20 protein-coding genes are annotated in these 18,161 nt (G+C 70.5%); 10 read left to right on the plus strand and 10 right to left on the minus strand.

Annotated features, from left to right (window positions below):
- Positions 1–26: 26 nt before the first annotated feature.
- A complete protein-coding gene (locus tag IF55_RS15775) occupies positions 27–788 on the minus strand; it encodes an SDR family NAD(P)-dependent oxidoreductase (protein ID WP_030887118.1) in 762 nt (253 codons plus the stop codon).
- A 96-nt stretch (positions 789–884) separates the two neighbouring features.
- Here IF55_RS15775 and IF55_RS15780 point away from each other — a divergent pair, with 96 nt between their 5' ends.
- Complete coding sequence (locus IF55_RS15780; protein ID WP_078644472.1) at positions 885–1,544, plus strand: MarR family winged helix-turn-helix transcriptional regulator; 660 nt, start codon at positions 885–887, stop codon at positions 1,542–1,544.
- Between the two features lie 296 nt (positions 1,545–1,840).
- Here the strand turns inward: IF55_RS15780 and IF55_RS15785 are convergent, their stop codons facing one another.
- A complete protein-coding gene (locus tag IF55_RS15785; RefSeq protein WP_030887124.1) occupies positions 1,841–2,887 on the minus strand; it encodes an ArsR/SmtB family transcription factor in 1,047 nt (348 codons plus the stop codon).
- 244 nt (positions 2,888–3,131) lie between these two features.
- On the opposite strand from IF55_RS15785, the gene IF55_RS36015 reads away from it, so the two are divergent.
- Together IF55_RS36015 and IF55_RS15795 are read left to right on the plus strand one after the other, a co-directional pair.
- The gene (locus tag IF55_RS36015) at positions 3,132–3,602 is read left to right on the plus strand and encodes an RICIN domain-containing protein (RefSeq protein ID WP_157854468.1); all 471 of its coding nucleotides are present in this window, start codon (positions 3,132–3,134) and stop codon (positions 3,600–3,602) included.
- Between the two features lie 167 nt (positions 3,603–3,769).
- The gene (locus IF55_RS15795) at positions 3,770–4,369 is read left to right on the plus strand and encodes a mycothiol-dependent nitroreductase Rv2466c family protein (RefSeq protein WP_030887127.1); all 600 of its coding nucleotides are present in this window, start codon (positions 3,770–3,772) and stop codon (positions 4,367–4,369) included.
- Positions 4,370–4,403: 34 nt separating this feature from the next.
- Here the strand turns inward: IF55_RS15795 and IF55_RS15800 are convergent, their stop codons facing one another.
- Complete coding sequence (locus IF55_RS15800) at positions 4,404–5,021, minus strand: hypothetical protein (RefSeq protein ID WP_030887129.1); 618 nt, start codon at positions 5,019–5,021, stop codon at positions 4,404–4,406.
- Between the two features lie 252 nt (positions 5,022–5,273).
- On the opposite strand from IF55_RS15800, the gene IF55_RS15805 reads away from it, so the two are divergent.
- Positions 5,274–5,666 (plus strand): nuclear transport factor 2 family protein, encoded by a 393-nt coding sequence (locus tag IF55_RS15805; RefSeq protein ID WP_030887130.1) that lies wholly within the window; start codon positions 5,274–5,276, stop codon positions 5,664–5,666.
- Between the two features lie 208 nt (positions 5,667–5,874).
- Here the strand turns inward: IF55_RS15805 and IF55_RS39405 are convergent, their stop codons facing one another.
- Together IF55_RS39405 and IF55_RS39410 are read right to left on the minus strand one after the other, a co-directional pair.
- Positions 5,875–6,354, minus strand: a complete 480-nt coding sequence (locus tag IF55_RS39405) for a hypothetical protein (RefSeq protein WP_157854472.1) — start codon at positions 6,352–6,354, stop codon at positions 5,875–5,877.
- A 65-nt stretch (positions 6,355–6,419) separates the two neighbouring features.
- Positions 6,420–7,421 (minus strand): hypothetical protein, encoded by a 1,002-nt coding sequence (locus tag IF55_RS39410; protein ID WP_157854474.1) that lies wholly within the window; start codon positions 7,419–7,421, stop codon positions 6,420–6,422.
- A 485-nt stretch (positions 7,422–7,906) separates the two neighbouring features.
- Between IF55_RS39410 and IF55_RS15815 the strand changes: the two genes are divergently transcribed.
- The gene (locus tag IF55_RS15815; protein WP_245661218.1) at positions 7,907–8,734 is read left to right on the plus strand and encodes a helix-turn-helix domain-containing protein; all 828 of its coding nucleotides are present in this window, start codon (positions 7,907–7,909) and stop codon (positions 8,732–8,734) included.
- Positions 8,735–9,033: 299 nt separating this feature from the next.
- A complete protein-coding gene (locus tag IF55_RS15820; RefSeq protein WP_048832025.1) occupies positions 9,034–9,489 on the plus strand; it encodes a hypothetical protein in 456 nt (151 codons plus the stop codon).
- Between the two features lie 74 nt (positions 9,490–9,563).
- Here the strand turns inward: IF55_RS15820 and IF55_RS15825 are convergent, their stop codons facing one another.
- Positions 9,564–10,397, minus strand: a complete 834-nt coding sequence (locus IF55_RS15825; protein ID WP_030887137.1) for an alpha/beta fold hydrolase — start codon at positions 10,395–10,397, stop codon at positions 9,564–9,566.
- 529 nt (positions 10,398–10,926) lie between these two features.
- On the opposite strand from IF55_RS15825, the gene IF55_RS15830 reads away from it, so the two are divergent.
- Positions 10,927–11,304 (plus strand): hypothetical protein, encoded by a 378-nt coding sequence (locus tag IF55_RS15830; protein WP_030887139.1) that lies wholly within the window; start codon positions 10,927–10,929, stop codon positions 11,302–11,304.
- Positions 11,305–11,721: 417 nt separating this feature from the next.
- Here the strand turns inward: IF55_RS15830 and IF55_RS15840 are convergent, their stop codons facing one another.
- Genes IF55_RS15840 through IF55_RS15850 form a run of 3 tightly spaced genes read right to left on the minus strand, consistent with a single transcriptional unit; the run spans position 11,722 to position 13,010 of the window.
- The gene (locus tag IF55_RS15840) at positions 11,722–11,910 is read right to left on the minus strand and encodes a DUF397 domain-containing protein (protein WP_030887144.1); all 189 of its coding nucleotides are present in this window, start codon (positions 11,908–11,910) and stop codon (positions 11,722–11,724) included.
- 21 nt (positions 11,911–11,931) lie between these two features.
- Positions 11,932–12,126: a DUF397 domain-containing protein gene (locus tag IF55_RS15845; RefSeq protein ID WP_030887146.1), complete on the minus strand. Its 195-nt coding sequence runs from the start codon at positions 12,124–12,126 to the stop codon at positions 11,932–11,934.
- A 2-nt stretch (positions 12,127–12,128) separates the two neighbouring features.
- Positions 12,129–13,010, minus strand: coding sequence for a helix-turn-helix domain-containing protein (locus IF55_RS15850; RefSeq protein WP_030887149.1), 882 nt, complete (start codon positions 13,008–13,010; stop codon positions 12,129–12,131).
- Between the two features lie 256 nt (positions 13,011–13,266).
- Here IF55_RS15850 and IF55_RS15855 point away from each other — a divergent pair, with 256 nt between their 5' ends.
- The 3 genes from IF55_RS15855 to IF55_RS15865 all read left to right on the plus strand — a co-directional run bounded on the left by IF55_RS15855 (position 13,267) and on the right by IF55_RS15865 (position 16,812).
- On the plus strand, positions 13,267–13,701 hold the full coding sequence (locus IF55_RS15855) for an ATP-binding protein (protein WP_037966200.1): 435 nt from the start codon (positions 13,267–13,269) through the stop codon (positions 13,699–13,701).
- A gap of 199 nt (positions 13,702–13,900) precedes the next feature.
- Complete coding sequence (locus tag IF55_RS15860; RefSeq protein ID WP_030887157.1) at positions 13,901–15,310, plus strand: condensation domain-containing protein; 1,410 nt, start codon at positions 13,901–13,903, stop codon at positions 15,308–15,310.
- Positions 15,311–15,330: 20 nt separating this feature from the next.
- Positions 15,331–16,812, plus strand: coding sequence for a condensation domain-containing protein (locus tag IF55_RS15865; protein WP_048832026.1), 1,482 nt, complete (start codon positions 15,331–15,333; stop codon positions 16,810–16,812).
- 54 nt (positions 16,813–16,866) lie between these two features.
- Here IF55_RS15865 and IF55_RS15870 read toward each other — a convergent pair whose 3' ends face one another.
- Entirely contained in the window at positions 16,867–18,147 is a 1,281-nt protein-coding gene (locus IF55_RS15870) for a TolB family protein (protein ID WP_030887163.1), read from the minus strand.
- Positions 18,148–18,161: the final 14 nt, after the last annotated feature.

The raw sequence follows: 18,161 nt of genomic DNA on the forward strand, positions 1-18,161 counted from the left end.
GGGGGCGGCGCCCGTCGGCACAGGGCTCAACGGGTGGTATAGGCACCTCCGTTGACATGGAGGGTCTGGCCGGTGATGTGGCGGGCGTTCGCGCCGGCGAGGAAGTACGCGGTCTCGGCGATGTCGGCCACCGTGCCGGGGCGCTTGTTGTGGGTCTCCTCGATGAGCGCGGTACGGCGTTCGGCGGCGAGCCCGCCGTGGAAGAAGTTGGTGTCTTCGATGTATCCGGGTGAGATGACATTGCAGGTGACGCCGTGGGGGCCCAGCTCGGCGGAGAGGGCGGCGTTCCAGGCCGCGAGCGCGGCCTTCGCCGCTCCGTAGGAACCGCCGCGGCGTTCGGCGCCGATCGAGCCGATGCTGATGACGGCGCTGCCGGGGGCGAGCCGGTCGCGGAGCGCGGTGGTGGTCAGTACGGCGCCGAGCAGGTTCTGGTTCAGGTTGGTCTGCCACTCGGCGTGGACGGCTTCGAGCGGTGACACCCCCTCCGGCTGCGCGCCGGGCAGCCCGCCGGCGGCGTTCACCAGCACGTCCAGGCTGCCGGGCTTGCCGTGGCTACCGGAGTTGCCGTCGCTGCCGAGGCCGTCGAGGCGGGCGGCGAGGGCGGCGACCGCGCCGGGGTCGGTGGCGTCGCAGACGATGCCGTGGACGCCGAGTTCCTTGGCGGTGCTCTCGACGGTGTCGGCGTGGCGTCCGGTGATGAAGACCTGGGCTTGTTCGGCCGCGAAGCGGGCCGCGGTGGCGCGGCCGATGCCGCTGGTGGCGCCGGTTACGAGGACGGTGCAGGTCACGGGTTTCTCCAGCTCGACGGGTATGTTTAGCTCTAATCGTTTGGTATGTTCAGAGCTAAACATGAGGCTGAGCGGTAGGGCAAGGTGAGCTGGACCATGCCGGATGAAACGCCGGACGGAACGCCGGAGGAAACGAAAGACTCCGGCGGCGGAACGAAAGACCCCAGTGTCGGAGCGACGGACTCCGACAGCGGAGCGACAGACCCCGGTCGCGCATGGCCGCCCTACCCGGCCGCGGAGATCGCGGCGGCCTGGCGCCGGGAGCAGCCGGGGGCGCCGACGCAGTCGATCGAGATCGTGACCCCGATCTGGTGGCTGGGCAAACTCTTCACGGACGACCGCGCCCGGGCGCTGCGGGCCGCCGGCATCGACGCGGCCACCTTGGACCTGCTGTCCGTCCTGCGCCGCGGCGGCCCCCCGTACACGCTGACCACGCGCGAGATCGCCAACCGGACACTCGTCACCGCGGGGGCCGTCTCGCAACGCGTCGCCCGCGCCGAGAGCCAGGGGTTCGTCGAGCGGACCGCGGAGCGGCGGTCGCCCGGGCAGACGGGGCGTACCGCGGTGCGGGTGACGCTGACGGCCGCCGGCTACGAGCTCATCGAGCAGTCCGTCGCCGAGGTCCTGAACCGGGAGGCGCGGCTCGTCGACGGCCTGTCGGCCGCCGAGCGGGAAACCCTGGCCGGGCTGCTGGACAAGCTGCTGCGGCAGGTCGGCGAGCGGACGGCCAACGGCGCGGACGACCCGAGGGACTGACCTGCCCAACCGCCCGTCACGGCCCGAGGGACTGACCTGCCCAACCGCCCCTCACGGCCCGCTGGTTCACCGTCGGCCCAACCGCCCGTCACGTCACGGCCCGCCAGTTCAGCGCCGGGGCACCCGCCCGCCACGGCTCGCCGATTCAGCGCCGAAGCCGGGGAAGCCGGGGCCCCACGGCAGCGGGGCCCCCACCGCAGCGGCGTCTCCACGCCGACGTCCCCACGTCGGCGGCGTCTCCACGGCAGCGGAGTCCCCACGCCGGCGGCTGCACGGCAGTGGCTACACGGCAGCGGCTACTGGAGGGTTCCGACACCTGCGCTGCGTACGAGCGCGCGGCCCTGCGGAGTGGCTACGTGGAGGGTGCGGCCGGCGTCGCGGACCGTGATGAGCAGGCCCGCGCCGCGGAGCACCGCGACGTGCTGGCTCACGGCCGGGTTCGACACGCCCAGCCGCCTGGCCGTCTCGCCGGTGCCGCACCCCGTGCAGGCGGCTACGAGCACGGCCGCGCGTACGGGGCCCAGCAGCGCGCTCAGGGCGGCGTCGCGGGCGGTACGGGCGTCGTCGGCGCCGGAGGGGCGGGCCGCGTCGTGCCGTACGGGGTAGACGAGGACCGGCGGCAGGCCGGCGTCGGCGAGGCTCACCGGGGCCGGCCAGCAGAAGAACGACGGTTGCAGCACCAGCCCTCGGCCCTCCAGCCGGAGCGTCTGCCGCACCGGGTAGGCGACCTCCAACACCGGTGGCCGCCAGCGCATCTGCGGCCCCAGCCCGGCGAGCAGCCCGTCCACGCCGCCGTCGAGCAGGGCGCGCAGCCGGTCCACCCGGTCCGCCTCCACGTGCGCGCGGACCCGCGGCCAGTACGGGGCGACCGCCTCCGCCTGGTACGCGCGTATGGCCGCGCCGAGGGCCCGTAACGCCTCCGCGTCGCCGCGCGCCAGCGCCCCCATCCAGCCGGGCGTTTCCCGCTCGGCCGCGAGTCGCCGCAATTCCGCCGCCAGCCGGGTGCGGGGCGTACTCAATACGGCGTCCACCGCGGCATCGAACCCCTTGCCGCTGTCCTCGCCCGTCGCCTCTACGGCAGCAGCAGCCGCCGGAGAAGTCGCCGAAGTGACCGTCGGAGTCAGGAAATCCGGGGAATAGCCCCGGGGCGGCAGCAATGAGGCCAGCCGCCTGCTCTCGCGCGAAAGGCGGGCCCGTACCGCGCCGCGCCAGTCGCCGAAAGCCCTTGCCCCGTCCCGCCGTTGCAGCGTCTGCACGCTATTGGCGATCTCCCACATACGGTCCGGGCCCGCCGCCACCCGAACCCGCGCCAGATCATCCGGACCGAACACGACTCGCAACACAACGCCCCCCGCGCGATGCCGACGAATTACCGTCCTGTGTCTGTCTGCCTGCCTGCCTGGCTGCCTGCCTGCCTGGCTGGCTGGCTGGCTGGCTGCTACCGCATCGCTGCATCGCCGCCCGCCCGCAAGCTGGCGGTTTAAGCCGTGCCTTACCTCCGTTGTCCCACCGGCACCACGACGCTCACCCTTACACGGTCACAACAGACGACTCTCAGATAGAGAGACCTTCAGGAGGCACGTTTTGTTGCTCCGCAAGCGCACGAAATTCGCACTCGCCGTCTCCTCCGCCCTTCTGCTCGGCGGAGCGATGGCCTCGCCGGCCATGGCCGTCTCCGCGCCGCCCAAGGCCGACGACGTGGTGCAGACATTCGGCAACATGTTCACGGGTTCCTGCCTCGACGACAGCGAATACGGACTGCGCGGCTACCAATGCAACGGGGGCGTCTACCAGGACTGGAGCGTCCACGTGTGGAACGACGGCACCCGCCAGCTCAGGAACGTCGCCACCAACCGCTGCCTCTACGACGACGGGTACACCCTCGCGACCCGCGGTTGCGACTCGTCGCCGCAGCAGAGCTGGTGGATCACCCATCACCGCGCCGATTCGATTTCCTTCCAGAGCCAGGCCACCGGTGAGTGCCTGGACGACAGCGAATACGGGCTCCGCACGATCGGCTGCGTCGGCGGCAGCAACGACCACCAACTCTGGCGCTGACGGTCGCCTGCGGCGAGCGGCGAGCTGGAAACGGCGAGCGGCGAGCTGGGAACTGCAACCGAGCCGGGCGCTCGCATGAGCACCGCGGGTCGATGAGCCTCGCGAGTCGGTGAGCACCGCGGGTCGATGAGCCCCGCGAGTCGGTGGACGGCGCATAGGCTGGCCGGATGATCGCCGACTTCTGGTTCGATCCGTCCTGTCCCTACACCTGGGTCACCTCGCGCTGGGCGCTGGAGGTGGAGCGCGTACGACCGGTGGAGTTCCGGTGGCGCGTACTGAGCCTCTGGGCGCTGAACGAGGAGCGCGAGGACGACCCCGAGAACGACCCCGAGGGCTATCTCCGCTACCCGGTCCGCGTCTGCGCCGCCGTCGCCGACCGGCACGGCCCCGCGGCCCTCGGCCGCTTCTACACCGAGTACGGCACCCGGGCCCATGAGCGAGCGGAGAGGGGCGCCTTCGCCGACGCGCTCACCGCCGCCGGGCTCCCGCCGGAGCTGGCGGGGGCCGCGGAGTCCGATGCGTACGACGACGCCGTCCGCGCCTCGACCGCCGAGGGCGTCGCGCGGGTCGGCCCGCACATCGGCACCCCGGTCCTCGCCGCCGGCGACGTGGCGTTCTTCGGCCCCGTCCTTTCCCGCACCCCGCGAGGAGAGGCCGCCGGCCGCCTCTGGGACGGCACCCTCCTCGTCGCCGGCACCCCGGGCTTCCACGAACTGAAGGGCCCACCCCCCGCCGAACCGAACCCCGGCCGGCACGGCGATCGCTGAGAAGATTGCTGAGAACAACGCCCCCCGGGGCGCCCTAGCCTTCTCCGCCCGGCTTCCAGTCGGTCGTCGTACGGACACAGTCGGAGCCGGCGGAAATGCGCAGGGGGCTACGGGCGCCGGACCACAGGGCCATGAAGGAGTCGCCCGTGTCCGGGTGGGCGAGGCGGAGTTCCAGTAGGTCGGGGTCCGTCCGGTCGGAGGTGACCGACCAGCCGTCCGCCGTCAGGTGTTCACGCAGCCGGGCCACAGCGGCCTCGGCGTCGGCCCGCATGACGGGCTTCGCCGTGGCCCATCCGGTGTGGAAGCTGTTGACGCCTTCCTGCGGCTCGTCGAAGTGGGAGTAATACTCCAGTCCGCTGTAGTAGCAGGAGCCCTCGTGGACGTCGCTCCAGCCGAGTCCGTCCAGCTCCGGCCGTGCCAGCAGGTCGTACGAGCTCCGGACGGAGTCCTGAAGCCGCGCGACCACCGCGTGCGGGTCCGCCTCGCGGTAGGGCTCGCCCTTCCACAGGCGGTGCAGCCCGAGGACAGCGGCGGCGACCAGCGCGAGCCCGACGGCCGAGAGGAGGACGCGACGGATGAACCGTCGGCGGCTCTCAGGTGTCCAGGGAGTCGGCGTCGGTGAGGTCCCCGGCGGCGAGGCGGTGTCGGTCATGGGCCCGACCCTAGGAAGGCGGCCGGGCCGGCGCATGAGCCCGGATACTCATGTGCGCAGCTCAGAGCGGTGTTCGGGGCTGTGTACGGAGCTGGGTACGGGCGTGGGTGCACCCCGGCCCGTACGGGGCTGTGTACGGGCGCGGGTGCACCCCGACCCATTGCGTGCAGATCGCACGCATACGTGTTACGGTGCACGACATGCGTGCGACATGCACGCAAACGCACAGGGGGCCACGCAAAGGAATCCGTCATGCAGCGCACCGACATCGCCACCGCACTCGCCGACCTGATCTTCAACCCGGAACTCGATCTCCACGAGGCCGCCGACCGGCACTTCGCCCCCGACTACCGGCAGCGCACCGACGGGAAGTGGGACGACCGCGACGGTTTCCTCGCGCATATCGCCCACCTGCGCGGCGTGGTGGCCGAAGGCACCGTCGACGTCCACGACGAGCTGTACGACGGCGACCGCTACGCGGACCGGCACACCGTCCATATCACCAAGACGGACGGCGCTACCGTGCGCACGGAGGTCTACCTCTTCGGCGAATTCGCGCCCGACGGCCGCTTCCGCCGCATCGAAGAGGTCACGCTCATGCTCGAAGGCGCCGAGGCCGACCGGAATCTGGGCAGCGCCCGCTGAACGGGACTGCCGGTATCGATCCCGCCTGCGACCGGTAACCACTACGACGCAGGCGGGATTCTTACGACGGCCCGGGGCAGGGGCATGGGCGGGGGCAGCGGCTACAGGACGCGGACCTGCGGCGGAGTGCCGCCGGAGGATACGGAGATCGTGCCGCCCTGTACTTGGAGGCCGGCGCCGCTGACCAGCATGTCGCCGGATTCCTTGGTCATCGAGACGGAGTACTTGCCGTTGAGGACCAGCACGCCGTTCTCGAATCGCACGCCCTGCTTGAACTCGTTCGCCCCGGTGAATTCAATGGCGTCCGGCCGGTGCTGAACAGCGTTCCGCGCTCGCGGTTCATTTTCCCCCGGTGGCTGAGGTTCATTCCGCCCAGGACGGTGAGCAGGCCCTTTACCCGGGCGTCGCCCGTACGCAGATCATTCACGCTGGCCAGGCCCGCGGCGATGGTGCCCCAATTGTCGTCGGCGGCCTTACGGACGTCGACACCGTCCTGCGGGAATTCGATCCAGCCCTTTCCGCCGTCGCGGTCCCCCACCCATTTCGTATTGAGGCCGTTGACGTCCGCCTTGTCGGCGGTGAGGGTGCCGAGGTCCTGGCCGCCGTCCTTGTGGACCGTCGCCCCCGGCTGCGAGAACTCGATCCAGCCCTGACTGGCGTCGCGCCGCCCCGCCCAGGTGGTGTTCACGCCCTCCACGTCGGCCCGGGCCGCCGTGATGACGGCCGGTGTGTTGGTCGGGCCGTGGTACACGTTCAGGCCCCGGTCCGGGAAAGTGATCCAGCCGGCGTCGTCCGTACGGCCCTGAACCAGCCTCGTGATGACCGAATCCACGTCGGCCTTCTGCGCCCGCATCCTGCCCAGCGCGGGGTGGTTCTTCTCCTGGATGTCCACGCCCTCCGGAGTGAAGAAGACACGGCCTTTGTTGTCCCCCAGCCCCTCGGCCCACGGAGTGCGCGTACCGCTCTCGAACTCGGGAATGGTCGCGTGCACGGTGGTCGTGAGGAAATACCCCGCTGATCCGCGACCCCGGGGGCCTTGGCCACCAGCGTGTACGTCGTCCCGCGCTTGGGCGCGAAGGGAGGACGCCAGGCGAATTCCTTGTGGAACGACGGGAGGCCCTGATTCGGCGACTCGCTGTAGACCTCGGCCCCCCGCTGGTCGAGAATCGCGTAGTCGAGACCGGTGGGCCCGTCCCACAGCAGCGCCAGCGTCTCGTTCGCCTCCCCGTTCACCAAGGACTTTTCCGCCCGGAAGTTCCGCGGGACTCGCGGCGTCTGCGTCGTCAGCCCGAGGGCGGTCGTGAACGCCTGTGTCCTCAGCGGTGTCGGCCCGTCGCCCCCGCCCGCCACCTCGTGGATTTCCAGAACGACCAGCCCCGCGTCCTCGGACACCGCGATGTCCCCCAGCGTCAGGATCAGACCTTGCTGCGGATACAGCGTCGTCGTCGCCCCGTTCGGATTCTGGCCCCTGTCGATCTGCGCCCGGAAGACCTGCTTATCACTGTCCCACTTGAATTCCAGGTCATCGTCACGCGGACTCAACCGCGTCCTGTTGATGCTCGGGTTGACCGCCCCGGGATTGCTGGTCAGCTCAGTCGCACCGGGGACTATCGGCAGTTCCACATCTATGTGGTCCCATGTCACCGGAGCTTGGTGGTTGTTGGAAACCAAGATGTAGACCGTCCCCACCGACGGTTCACCGGGGAGCGATGCCTGAAGCGTCGTCGGATCAGTGATGATCTCGTAGTGCAGCAAGGACGGCATAGCACGGACGCCCCACCTCGGTGTCTCACAGGGACGCGAGCGATACGGAACACCAATCGCCAGGCCAGCCAGCCAGCCAGCCAGCCAGCCAGCCAGCCAGCCAGCCGACTGTACGCGCCACCCCCGCGCCCAAGAGTTCCGTTGGCCTGAACCGGCTCTCCCTCTGGCCGGAACCCTCGCGCGCCGACGCCGGCAGCGGCCCCGTACACCCACAGGGCGCACATAGGCCCGCGCGTATGTATCCGGGCGGCTGTACCCTGCATGCGGATTTTTCCAAGAAGTAAGTGCGCGGCGGCCGTTGGCCGCCGCTCCGAGTGGAGACGGGCAACATGCAGCTGTTATTCGACGCCTCGTGGTTCGCGCCGAGGGATCGCGCGGCGGCCATCTCGGACTTCATGACGAGCTCGATGGGGACGCCTCATCGGGTCCATGTACTCGCCGAGCAGCCCGCGTCCGTACGGGCCAGGTTGTCCGGTATGGAGCTGGACCAGGGGGTTCTCCTCACGAGCACGACCGGTGGCGGCCTCGCGCACAGGCGCGCGAGTGAGTACCGGAGAGGAAACGGTACGGAGCGAATTCTCTTCCTGCTGTTCGATGGTGAGCAGCCTGGCCATTACGAGCACGACGGCGTGAGCCGGCCGTTGCGTCGGGGCGATCTCTACGTCACGGACCCGAACGCCGTATTCACCATTCGCCCGTCGCTCACCTGCAACGCCAGTATCGTCCAGGTCGACCGCTCCGTTCTGGAGACGAATACGGAGACCATCCGCCTCGCCGACCACCGGCTGGCGAGCAGTCCCCTGTACGGCCTGGTCCGCGACCATCTGGTGTCCCTGGCCCGCAACGCGCCGCTGCTGACCAGCCCCGGTGACCGTGCGTCGGCCGCCGAGGCCACCGTCGCGCTGCTGAAGGGGCTGGTGGCCAGCGCGGCGCGGGACGACGGTGCCGCCTCCCGTACGGCCGTTCAGGACCACCTGCTGGACCGGATCAGGCGCTTTCTCCGTATGCACGCCGTCGATCAGGATCTGGGCCCGGGCGATATCGCCGCGGCGCACGCGATCTCGGTGCGCAAGCTGTTCCAGCTCTGGCAGTCCGAGCCGCTCTCCCTCAGCGAGACGATCATGCAACTGCGTCTGGAAGCCGCTCAGCGGCTGCTGATCGCGCAGCCGCACCTCACCATCGCCGCCGTCGCCCGGGCCAGCGGGTTCGTCGACGCTTCGCACTTCTCCCGCCGCTTCCGCCGTGCTCTCGGCTGCTCTCCGACCGACTGGCGCGTTCAGCATCACGGTCGCTCCCGGAGTTGAGTCCGGACGCCATAGCCGTACGGGTGGCGTAGCCGCCCCCGCTCCATCGTGCGCTCCGGGGCCAGGGGCCTGCGCCCTCAGCACACCCGGCCCGCCGCGCCCTTTGCCAAGCTGATCACTGAGCGGTCATTTCGCCGCGGCCTCCGCCTCGCGTGGTTCCCGGACGGCTTTGTCGTCCTTCTCGCAGGTATCGGCTGCATCGGCGTGCCGGCTGCGAGCAAGCGTGTCCGCGTTCTGACGTTTTGGCGTTTTGTCGTTTTGGCAACTTTGGCATGCCTACATCAAGGAGAGTGATCGGAATGGCGAGGATCGCCGCCAAGCTCGGAGCCGTCTTCTACGTGATCTGGGGCATCGTCCACATCAACGCGGCCTACGGCCTGCTGAAACTCGGGCAGTCGCTCGATCCGGGCATGGTCCAGGCCCGCGTGTTCCAGGACGCCTGGAACATCCTGATGAGCGCCCTCGCCGTGATCGTCATCGGCGCCCTGATGAACTGGCGGAACTCCACGACCGGTTACTGGATCAACCTCATCCTGGTGACCCTGCTGGACATCGCCTTCGTACTCTTCGTCATCGTGCCCGGCTACGCGCCGCTGTGGCCGGGCCTGGCGGGACCGATCGCGTGGGTGATCGCCGCGTTCTTCAGCACGCTGGCCTTCACCGCCCGCCACCGGACCGCCCTGCCGGCGGCCCCCGAGAACGTCGCGAAGAAGGAGAAAGAGGAGAAGGAGAGGGAGAAGGAGATGCAGCGATAGGCGACGAGAGCGACACCGCCGTGCCCCGGCACCTGCCCGGTGCCGGGGCCGCTCCGCAGTGCGGGGGGAGGCGACTACTTGGCGAGGAAGGCGAGGAGGGCCGCGTTGACTTCGTCGGCGTGGGTCCACAGCAGCCCGTGCGGGGCGCCCTCGATCTCGACGTAGTCGGCGTGCGCCAGGGCCTGGTGGAAGGGGCGGCCGGTGGCGTCGATGGGCAGAATCCGGTCGCCCGTACCGTGCAGGATGAGCGCCGGCACCTCGACCTTGGCCACGTCGTCGCGGAAATCGGTCGTCCAGGTCGGGACACACGCGCTGGAGGCGTGCGGCGAGGCCCCCGCCGCGGTGTTCCAGCTCGCGCGGACGGCCTCTTCGCTGATGCGGGTGCCGAGGTTCTCGTCGAGGTTGTAGAAGTCCCGGAAGAAGTCCGTGAAGTAGGCGTACCGGTCCTTGGCGACGGCTTCCAGAATGCCTTCGAAGACGCTCCCGTCGACTCCGGTGGGGTTGTCCCCGGTCTTGAGGAGGAAGGGCTCCAACGAGGCCAGGAAGACCGCCTTGGCCACCCGTCCCGCGCCGTACGCGGCGAGATAGCGGCCGACTTCGCCGGTTCCCATGGAGAAGCCGACCAGCACGGCGTCGGTCAGGTCCAGGGTCTCCATCAGGGTGTTGAGGTCGGCGGCGAAGGTGTCGTAGTCGTAACCGGCCGTGGGTCGGCCGGACTTGCCGAACCCGCGGCGGTCATAGGTCACGACGCGGTAGCCCGCCAGGAGGAGTGCCTTCGTCTGCTTCTCCCAGGAATCGCCGTCGAGCGGGTATCCGTGGATCAGCACCACGGGCTGCCCCGCTCCGTGGTCCTCGTAGTAGATGTCGATGTCCGTGGTGTTCTCACGGCCGACGGTGACGTACGGCATGCCAGTCTCCTCGGGGATGCGGTGATCACTCACCGACAGCCTGGCAAACCCCGCCGCGACCCGGATGTGCTCACCGTGCACACCCCTCGTCCCACAGCGCACGGCAGCCGAACGGCGGCGGAACGGCGGCGCCGAGGAGGTCAGGGCCGCGCTCGGACCGGACGGGACGCATCGAGGCGTGCGCGGCGCCGTCGCCGAAGGGCGCACGGGCGACGTTCCGTTCCGCGACGGGCAGGACGGCGGGGCCGCCGCCGTATGCCGTCTACCGACTGCCGCCGCGTCCACACCTGCGGCCGGCCCGCCCCGGCAGGCGGTCGCCTCGCGACCGATGGCCCTGCGGGCAGAGGTCGGCACGGCGCGTGGAGCCGGATCGTGGGACAGGTCGAGCACGGGGTTCGACCACACGTGTTCACGGCGGTGGCGCCGTTCCGCACCGAGCTGTACGTCCCCCTCGTCCACGGAGCGGTACGGAATCGCGACCGCTCAGGCGTGGGGCCGGCTGTCGTCCGCGCCGTGTTCCACTGGACTCATGAGCCTGTCCGTGGATGTTTTCGTCGTCGGTGAGGACGGCCAGGTGCACGTACTGGACGTTCCGGAAGGTAGTTCGGACCTCGCTGGCTTCGAGCGCTGGCGCACTGTGGTGTGGGGGTCCGACGCCGTTCGCTCACTGGGGGCGCGCTTCTTCCCGGCCCTGGCCGGCGATGACTTGAAGGTGTTTCCGCACCAGGTGACGGAATTTCTGGCCGAGTGTGCCTTGCTCCGCAGCCACATCGAAGTCGTGGCCCCGCGTACCGATCCGGCGAAGTCACACGCCGAGTACGTCCGGCAGATCTCGGAACGCTTGAGGACCATCGAGGACGCGGCCGACCGTGCGCGAGGCTCCGCCGGCGGAGTACTGATCTGGTAGCGCGTGCCGATGTCAGCCGGGCTCATTCGGACGGTGCTCATGAGCCCCCTCGGGACGTGGCCGGTGAGCGGAGTGCGGTCGACGCGCACCCTCAAGGCCATCCGGAGCATGCGTTCGGGCCTTCGCCCGTACCGGGCCCGCGGCGTACGGGCAGCGGCCGAGCTCGACGAGCGCGCTCGCCTCTTCCTGGTCGCCCAGCCGAACTGAGGACCGCACAACTGCGGGCCCGGCCGACCGCGCGCCACGCCGAGGCGGGCGGTGCCGCCCTTCGTACGTCCGGGGGCGAGCCGCCACGGCCCCGCCGCGTAGGCCCGCTGCCCGAGGCCGGGGGCGGCCGGCTCCTTCCGAAGGGCCTCGTTTCCGCCGCTCCGGCGGCGTCGGCAGGCGGTTGCCTCTCGGCCGACCTCCTGTGGTTTTTTAGGCCGCGTCCTCTTGGACTATGGCCTCCCGAAAGGCCGCCCAGGCGGCAGGAGTTACGTGGAGGGTGGGGCCGGAGGGGGTTTTGGAGTCGCGGATGGCTACCGTTCCGGGGACGTTGATGGCTATCTCCACGCACTCGTCGCTAGCGGTGCTGTAGCTGGACTTCACGAAGTCGAATACGGGCACCTGTCGCGCCTCCAGGTGCGGTCAATCCGAGCAGAATCCGCCTTCGGCGACGGCTTGGCGGAAGGATGCCCACGCGGCAGGCGCGAAGCGCAGGACCGGGCCGGCCGCGTCCTTGGAGTCGCGAACCGCCACGGTGTGGGGCAGGTTGGTGGCCACCTCGACGCACTCGCCGTTCACCGTGCTGTAACTGGACTTCACGAACTCGAAGAGTGGCATGGTCACATTTCCTTGCAGATGCTGCCGATAAGGGTAAGGGAGTCGTGCGGCGACAGGCTGAGCCGCGTCGCGCTGTCGAAATACGTTCTGCAGGCGGCGCTTTCGTCCGCGTTTTCAACCCACACGGTAGCCGTCATGGTGTCCACGTGGACCACGTCCACCGCCTCGTCCTCGGCAAACGAAACGATGTTGAAAGCTCCAGCCATGCAGGGGTGGCCGCCGGCCCGGAACGGCAGCACCTGGAGTCGTACGTTCGGAAGCTGAGCTACCTCCAGCACTCGCTCCAGTTGCTCGCGCATCACTTCGCGCCCACCGACAACTTGACGCAACGCGGCTTCCCAAATCACCACGTACACCTCTAGTGGCTTTTCGCCAACGAGTCGTGCCTGCCGCTTCATGCGGACTTCAACAATGCGCTCGATTTCGTCCGGGTCCTCCGACGGGCCGGACGCCACAGCCAACGCGCGGATATATGAAGCTGTTTGGAACAGCCCAGGCACCAACGCCTGTTGCCACGAGCGCACCCGCGTCGCGACGTCTTCGATGGCGATGTACTCAGCCATTGCGCCCACCCGTGGCCAATGCTGCCACCAGCCCTTGGCTTTGCGACGTTCACGGTCGAGTTTGGCCAACCGCAGGAGGCCGTCAACAGCCTTCGGGTCTTCCAGCCCGTACAGCGTCGCGAGGGCCCGAACGTCGGGGTCCCGGAACGGCACCCAACCCCGTTCCATCTTTGCGATCTTCGCGGCAGTGGCGCTCAGCGCCTCCGCCGCTTGCGGCTGAGTGAGCCCGGCTGAGTCTCGCAGCCGTAGCAGTTCGGCCCCCAACCTTCGTGCCAGCACCGTCGATACACGGTTGCCGAGCGCCGCCTGGCCCCTCGTCATCTCGCCCCACCTCCCTGATCCCGCTCAGTTTGCAGCCGATCACAGAGCGGCACAAGCAAAATTCGGAGACAGATATCTCCAAGACCGCTTGCACGGATCGCTATTGCGTCGCTACCGTCAGTGCCCAACCGCTCGCACAGCGGCGCAGCCACCGGCGGAAGTGCACCGGCCTGCCCTGCGCAGGCGCGGCATTGACACTGCCGAGGCCAAGCGCCAGACGTGCGAGCCCCTGCGACCGCACTGGAGGTGCGTGTCCATGGCTGGGAAGGCCACAGCGGCGGACGGTCACTACGACGTCGTCGACTACACCCCGTACCCGTACAACATCCCCGTAGCCCGACGGCGCGTAGCGCGCCTGGCCTGCGATTGGGGGCATCAGGAGGTGGCCGGGGACGCGGCGTTGCTGGCGAGTGAGCTGATCACGAACGCGCTGCTGCACGGGTGTCTGCGGGATCGGCTGTTCCGGGTGGAGGTGTTCCTGGCCGGGGCGGTGCTCCGGGTGGCGGTGACCGACCCCAAGGGGGAGCGCCGGCCGCGGCCGCGCGTGGCCGATCCGTACTACGACCAGTTCGGGCGAGGGCTGCTCATCGTGCGCGCGCTCGCGCATCGGTGGGGCGTGGAGGGCCGTACGGTCGGCAAGACCGTCTGGGCCGAGCTGAGCACCGGCGGGGACGCCGGCCTGGCACCGTAGCAGCCCGCGGCAGGCGAAGTGGCGCGGCGGCCGCCCCGCCGCTACCTGGCGGAATGCGGCCGTCCGCGCCCGCGCCACCGGCCCAGGGTGATTGATTTGTCCGATTTGTCGGGTACTACTACTAGTCGACAGCCTCGTCGCGTCGCCGAACAGACGCACGAGGACGCCCTGGCAACGGTCGGCAAGGAGAGCGGTATCCGTGATTCAGGTATCCGTCGAGCACGTGGACATCGCTCCGGGCAACGCCGTCGAGTGGACGCTGCTCTCCGCGGAGGCGTCCGGGCCAGCCCCCGAGACCGCGCCGTACCAGGACGGGCACACCAGCTACAACCAGGCGAAACACTTCACCGTGGCGCAGAGCGCCCGCGAGGCCGACGATCCGATCCGCGCCTACGTCGCCGGTTCGTTCGAACTGCGCGGGCCAGTCGACCGGGGCGCGCTGGGGGCCGCGTTCCTGCACCTCGTACGCCGCCATGAAGTGCTGCGCTGCACGTTCCAGCAGCTCGTCGGCGACGTGCGCTGCGAGCCCGGCGCGCCGGAGAGCATGGAGCTCAAGGAAGAGGACCTGGGGTTCATCGATTCCCCGGACGGGGTCCGGGAGTACCTGCACCGGACGTTCCAGCGGATCGACCCGCTGGTCTGGCCGCTGATCGTCATGGGCGCCATCCTCCGAGACGATGGCGCGACGGTCTGGTTCGCCTGCGATCACCTGGTGACCGACGGGCTGTCCACGCCCATCGCCGTACGCGACCTCGCCACCGCCTACGAGGCGTACGCGGCCGGGCACACCCCCGACCTCCCCGAGACCGGCAGCTATCTGGCGTTCAGCCGCGCGCAGCGCGAACGCAACGAAAGCCTGACGACGGCCGACGACCCCCGGCTGGCCCGGTGGCGGCGGTTCATGGCGGAGGGCGGCGCCTTCTTCCCGCCGTTCCCCCTGGACATCGGCGTGGAGCAGGGCCGACTGCACCCCTCGGCCAACGAGACCGAGCGGCTGCTGGACTCCGACGAGACCCGGGACCTGGAGGCCGTCTGCCACGACGCGGGCGGGAAGCTGTTCATGGGGCTCCTGGGCGCCGTCGGAGTGGCACTCAGGAAGGAGGGCGGGCCGGACGTCTACCGCTGCATCATGCCGGTCAGCGAACGTCAGCGAGGGCCGTACGAACACACCATGGGCTGGCTCATCAACACCATGCCCCTGGCCTTCTCCGTCGCCGACGGACAGGACCTCCGCGCCGTCCTCGCCAACGTGACCGAAGCCTTCGCCGAGCTCCAGCTCCACCTCGACGTGCCATTCGTCAAGGCCTGGCAACTGCTGGCCCCGACGGAATTCGCGGCGATCCGCTCCTGGCCGTATGCCGTCAATTTCTTCTCCTACCTCGACTTCCGCCGCGCGCCCGGCGCGGAGCACCACGTGCGGCGCAACGCCCGCAAGCACGTATGGGCGTCGCGCCACAACGGGCTGTGCTTCTGGCTGCACCGCTGCGACACCGGTCTGTACATCAACACCCTCTACGCCGACACGCCCCCGGCCCGCGCCGTCAAGACCGCGCTCACGGCGACGCTCGGGCGCACGGTGAAGAACCTGGCCCGGACCGGCGCGTTCTGACGGCTGAGGAGCCCCGCACCATGCTGCAACTCCCCATCACGGAACTGGACGTACGCCCCGGCCGCGTCCTGACCTGGCGCCTCGGCGACGCGCCGGAGCGCCGTACGCCCGGCGTCGTGTCCTACAACCAGGAGGACCAGCTCGCCACGGTCCGGGCGCTGCGCGAGGCGGCGGACCCGGCGGTCGCCCCCGAATCGCTCGCCTGCCAGCCCGTGATCACCTTCGAGATCCGGCGGCCGCCCGACCCGCGGGCGCTGGAGGCGGCGCTGCTGCACTTCGTCCGGCGGCACGACGCGCTGCGCAGTTCCTTCCGGCCCGGCACGGCGGGGGCGGCGGGCGGGGCGACCTGCGAAGTGACGGACGCGCGGGACGCCGTGCTGGACTACCGCGACCTCGGCCGCCCCGACTCCCCCGCGGCGCTGCGCACGGTACTGGACGCCCTGTTCAAGGAGATCGACGTCCTCGCCGGGCGGCTCTTCGTCCTGGCCGCCGTCGTCCGGGAGGGGTCCGCCACCGTCTATCTGGCCTTCGACCACAGCGTGTACGACGGCCTGTCCGCCGCGGTCGCCGTGCACGACGTGGCCACCGCCTACGCGGCCTACGCGCGCGGCGCGGAGCCCGACCTCCCTCCCGCGGAGAGCCACGTCTCCTTCAGCCGCGACCAGCGGCGGCGCATGGCCACGCTGCACGCCGGGGACGGCCGCCTGGAGTACTGGAAGCAGTGCATGACGCCCGACGGCGGCCTCTGCCCGCCGTTCCCGCTCGACCTCGGCCTGGCGCCGGGCGAGGTCCGCCCCGCGGTCATCCGCACCGACCGGCTGCTGACGGAGACCGGCACGCGGGCGCTGTACGAACGCAGCCGCGCGGTCGGCGGCGGCATCTTCGCGGCGTTCCTCGCGGCGCTCGGCATCTGGGTGCGCGACGCGGGCGGCCCGGACACGTTCTCCGGCTTCATGCCGGTCGGCGCGCGCGGCCGGGGGCCCTACGAGCACGCCATGGGCTGGTTCGCCAACCCCGTGCCCGTACGATTCTCCGTCGCCGCCGACCGCGACCGGGCGGCGATCATCGCCGGCATCCGGGCCGCGTACACCACCGCGGCCCAGCACGCGCACGTGCCCTTCATGCTGGCCCGGCGACTCCTGACCGCCGCCCACGCGCCGCATGAGGGCACGGCTTCGCCGCACGGGAGCGCGACCGTGCCGCGTGAGGGCGCGACCGTGCCGCATGGAGGCGCGACCGTGCCGTCCATTCCCTGCGCCTTCTCCTACATCGACTACACCCGCTCGCCCGGCGCCGCGCAGCACGCGGCCTGGCGGGCGAGGCACCACCTCCGGCTCTCGCACTGCAACGGCCTCTGCTTCTGGCTGCATCGCACAGCGACCGGCCTCTACGTGTACCTCGCCTACCCCGACACCCCGGAGGCCGCGAGCGTCATGTCCGGCCTGCGGCCCGCGCTCGTACGCACGCTGCGCGACATGGCGGCATCGCCCGCCGGGCTGTGACGGAGCGCGACCTACGGGCTGTGACGGAGCGCGCCGCCGGTCTGTGACAGGCCGTCAGGTCCGCGGGAGCGGGCGGGCGTAGACCTTGCCGACCTCCTCGAAGAGCGCGGTCGTCCCGAAGCTGTCCACGCGCAGCGAGATGGGCGTCCAGGCGACGCCCGTCATGTCGATCCGCTCGGTGCGGCCGGTCCGCAGGTCGCGCCGGAAGATGTCCGTGGCCTGGTTGGTGTCGCCGGGCGTCAGGTTGTCGGCGGTCGAGGCGAAGTACACCGAGCGGCCGTCGGCCGTCATGGCCCCGTTGTGGGAGTCGCCGGTGGTCACGGTGTTCGGCAGGGGGCGCGCGGCCTTCTCGGTCCTGCCCCGCCACAGGTCGCGGACGTACAGCTCGGTGTGCGAGTCGGTGGTGTCCGGACCGTTGGGCTCGGGGGCGCTGAAGAGCGCGTACCGGCCGCCGGGGCTCAGCCTCGCGTCGAGGGACGCTGGGCGCGGCGCGCCGGCGGGGTCGATGCTCGCGCCCTGGATACGGCCGGTGTGCCGGTTCCACACGTAGAAGCGCTGCGGTGTGGATGGCCGGGAAGGAGCTGCGGCGGCGGCCGGGTCGCGGGGGAGCAGGTTGGTGGCCCGCGAGAGGAAGCCGACGGTGGAGCCGTCCGCGCTGATCACGGGGTTGTCGGAGCGCCGGTCGGCCGGGGAGCCGTCCGGGGCCTTCGTGATGAGCCGCGTGGTCTTCTTCCGCAGGTCGAGGACGTGGATGCCGGTGCCCTGGCGCGTGGCGTAGGCGATGTAGCGGCCGTTCCCGCTGATGGCCGGGGCATCGGGTTCGTCGGTGCCATGGGTGAGCTGTTCGGCGTGGCCGGTGCGGCGGTCCCGGAGGAAGAGCTGCCAGGTGGCGCTGTCCGAACCGCCCGGCCAGCCGGGCGGCACGACGGCGGTGAACGCCACGTACCGGCCGTCGGCGCTGATGGACGCCTCGCTCGCGCCTCCCGGCAGTACGTCGTCGCCCGCGCTGACCCGCTCGATGCCCCCGGTGCGCAGGTCCCGTACGAACGCGTCGTAGTCCCCGTCCGTGTCACCGGGCACCAGGTTGGACGCCTGCGAGACGAACAGGACGTACCTGCCGTCCGCGCTCATCCCGGACGCCTGCGACCAGCCGTTGGGCTGCGCGCCGCCCATGCCGAGGTCCACCTGTACGAGGCCGGGGCCGGCCGATCGCGCGGCCTGGGCCGATCCCGGCGCCTGGGCCGATCGCGCCGCCTGGGCCGGTAACGCCGCCTGGGCCGGTAACGCCGCGCCCGAGACCAGTGCGGCGGCCGCGAGCCCGCAGGTGCCGCGCACCGCCCACCGGCCGA

This window comes from Streptomyces varsoviensis, assembly GCF_000718635.1.
Classification (GTDB): Bacteria; Actinomycetota; Actinomycetes; order Streptomycetales; family Streptomycetaceae; genus Streptomyces; species Streptomyces varsoviensis.

Coding starts and splice junctions, on each gene's coding strand:
- IF55_RS15795 (WP_030887127.1), top strand. CDS start 3,770: ATGATCGCCGACTTCTGGTTCGATCCGTCCTGTCCCTACACCTGGGTC.
- IF55_RS15820 (WP_048832025.1), top strand. CDS start 9,034: ATGGCGAGGATCGCCGCCAAGCTCGGAGCCGTCTTCTACGTGATCTGG.
- IF55_RS15845 (WP_030887146.1), bottom strand. CDS start 12,126: ATGCCACTCTTCGAGTTCGTGAAGTCCAGTTACAGCACGGTGAACGGC.
- IF55_RS15780 (WP_078644472.1), top strand. CDS start 885: ATGCCGGATGAAACGCCGGACGGAACGCCGGAGGAAACGAAAGACTCC.
- IF55_RS15815 (WP_245661218.1), top strand. CDS start 7,907: ATGGAGCTGGACCAGGGGGTTCTCCTCACGAGCACGACCGGTGGCGGC.
- IF55_RS15865 (WP_048832026.1), top strand. CDS start 15,331: ATGCTGCAACTCCCCATCACGGAACTGGACGTACGCCCCGGCCGCGTC.
- IF55_RS15850 (WP_030887149.1), bottom strand. CDS start 13,010: ATGACGAGGGGCCAGGCGGCGCTCGGCAACCGTGTATCGACGGTGCTG.
- IF55_RS15855 (WP_037966200.1), top strand. CDS start 13,267: ATGGCTGGGAAGGCCACAGCGGCGGACGGTCACTACGACGTCGTCGAC.
- IF55_RS15800 (WP_030887129.1), bottom strand. CDS start 5,021: ATGACCGACACCGCCTCGCCGCCGGGGACCTCACCGACGCCGACTCCC.
- IF55_RS15825 (WP_030887137.1), bottom strand. CDS start 10,397: ATGCCGTACGTCACCGTCGGCCGTGAGAACACCACGGACATCGACATC.
- IF55_RS15805 (WP_030887130.1), top strand. CDS start 5,274: ATGCAGCGCACCGACATCGCCACCGCACTCGCCGACCTGATCTTCAAC.
- IF55_RS15830 (WP_030887139.1), top strand. CDS start 10,927: ATGAGCCTGTCCGTGGATGTTTTCGTCGTCGGTGAGGACGGCCAGGTG.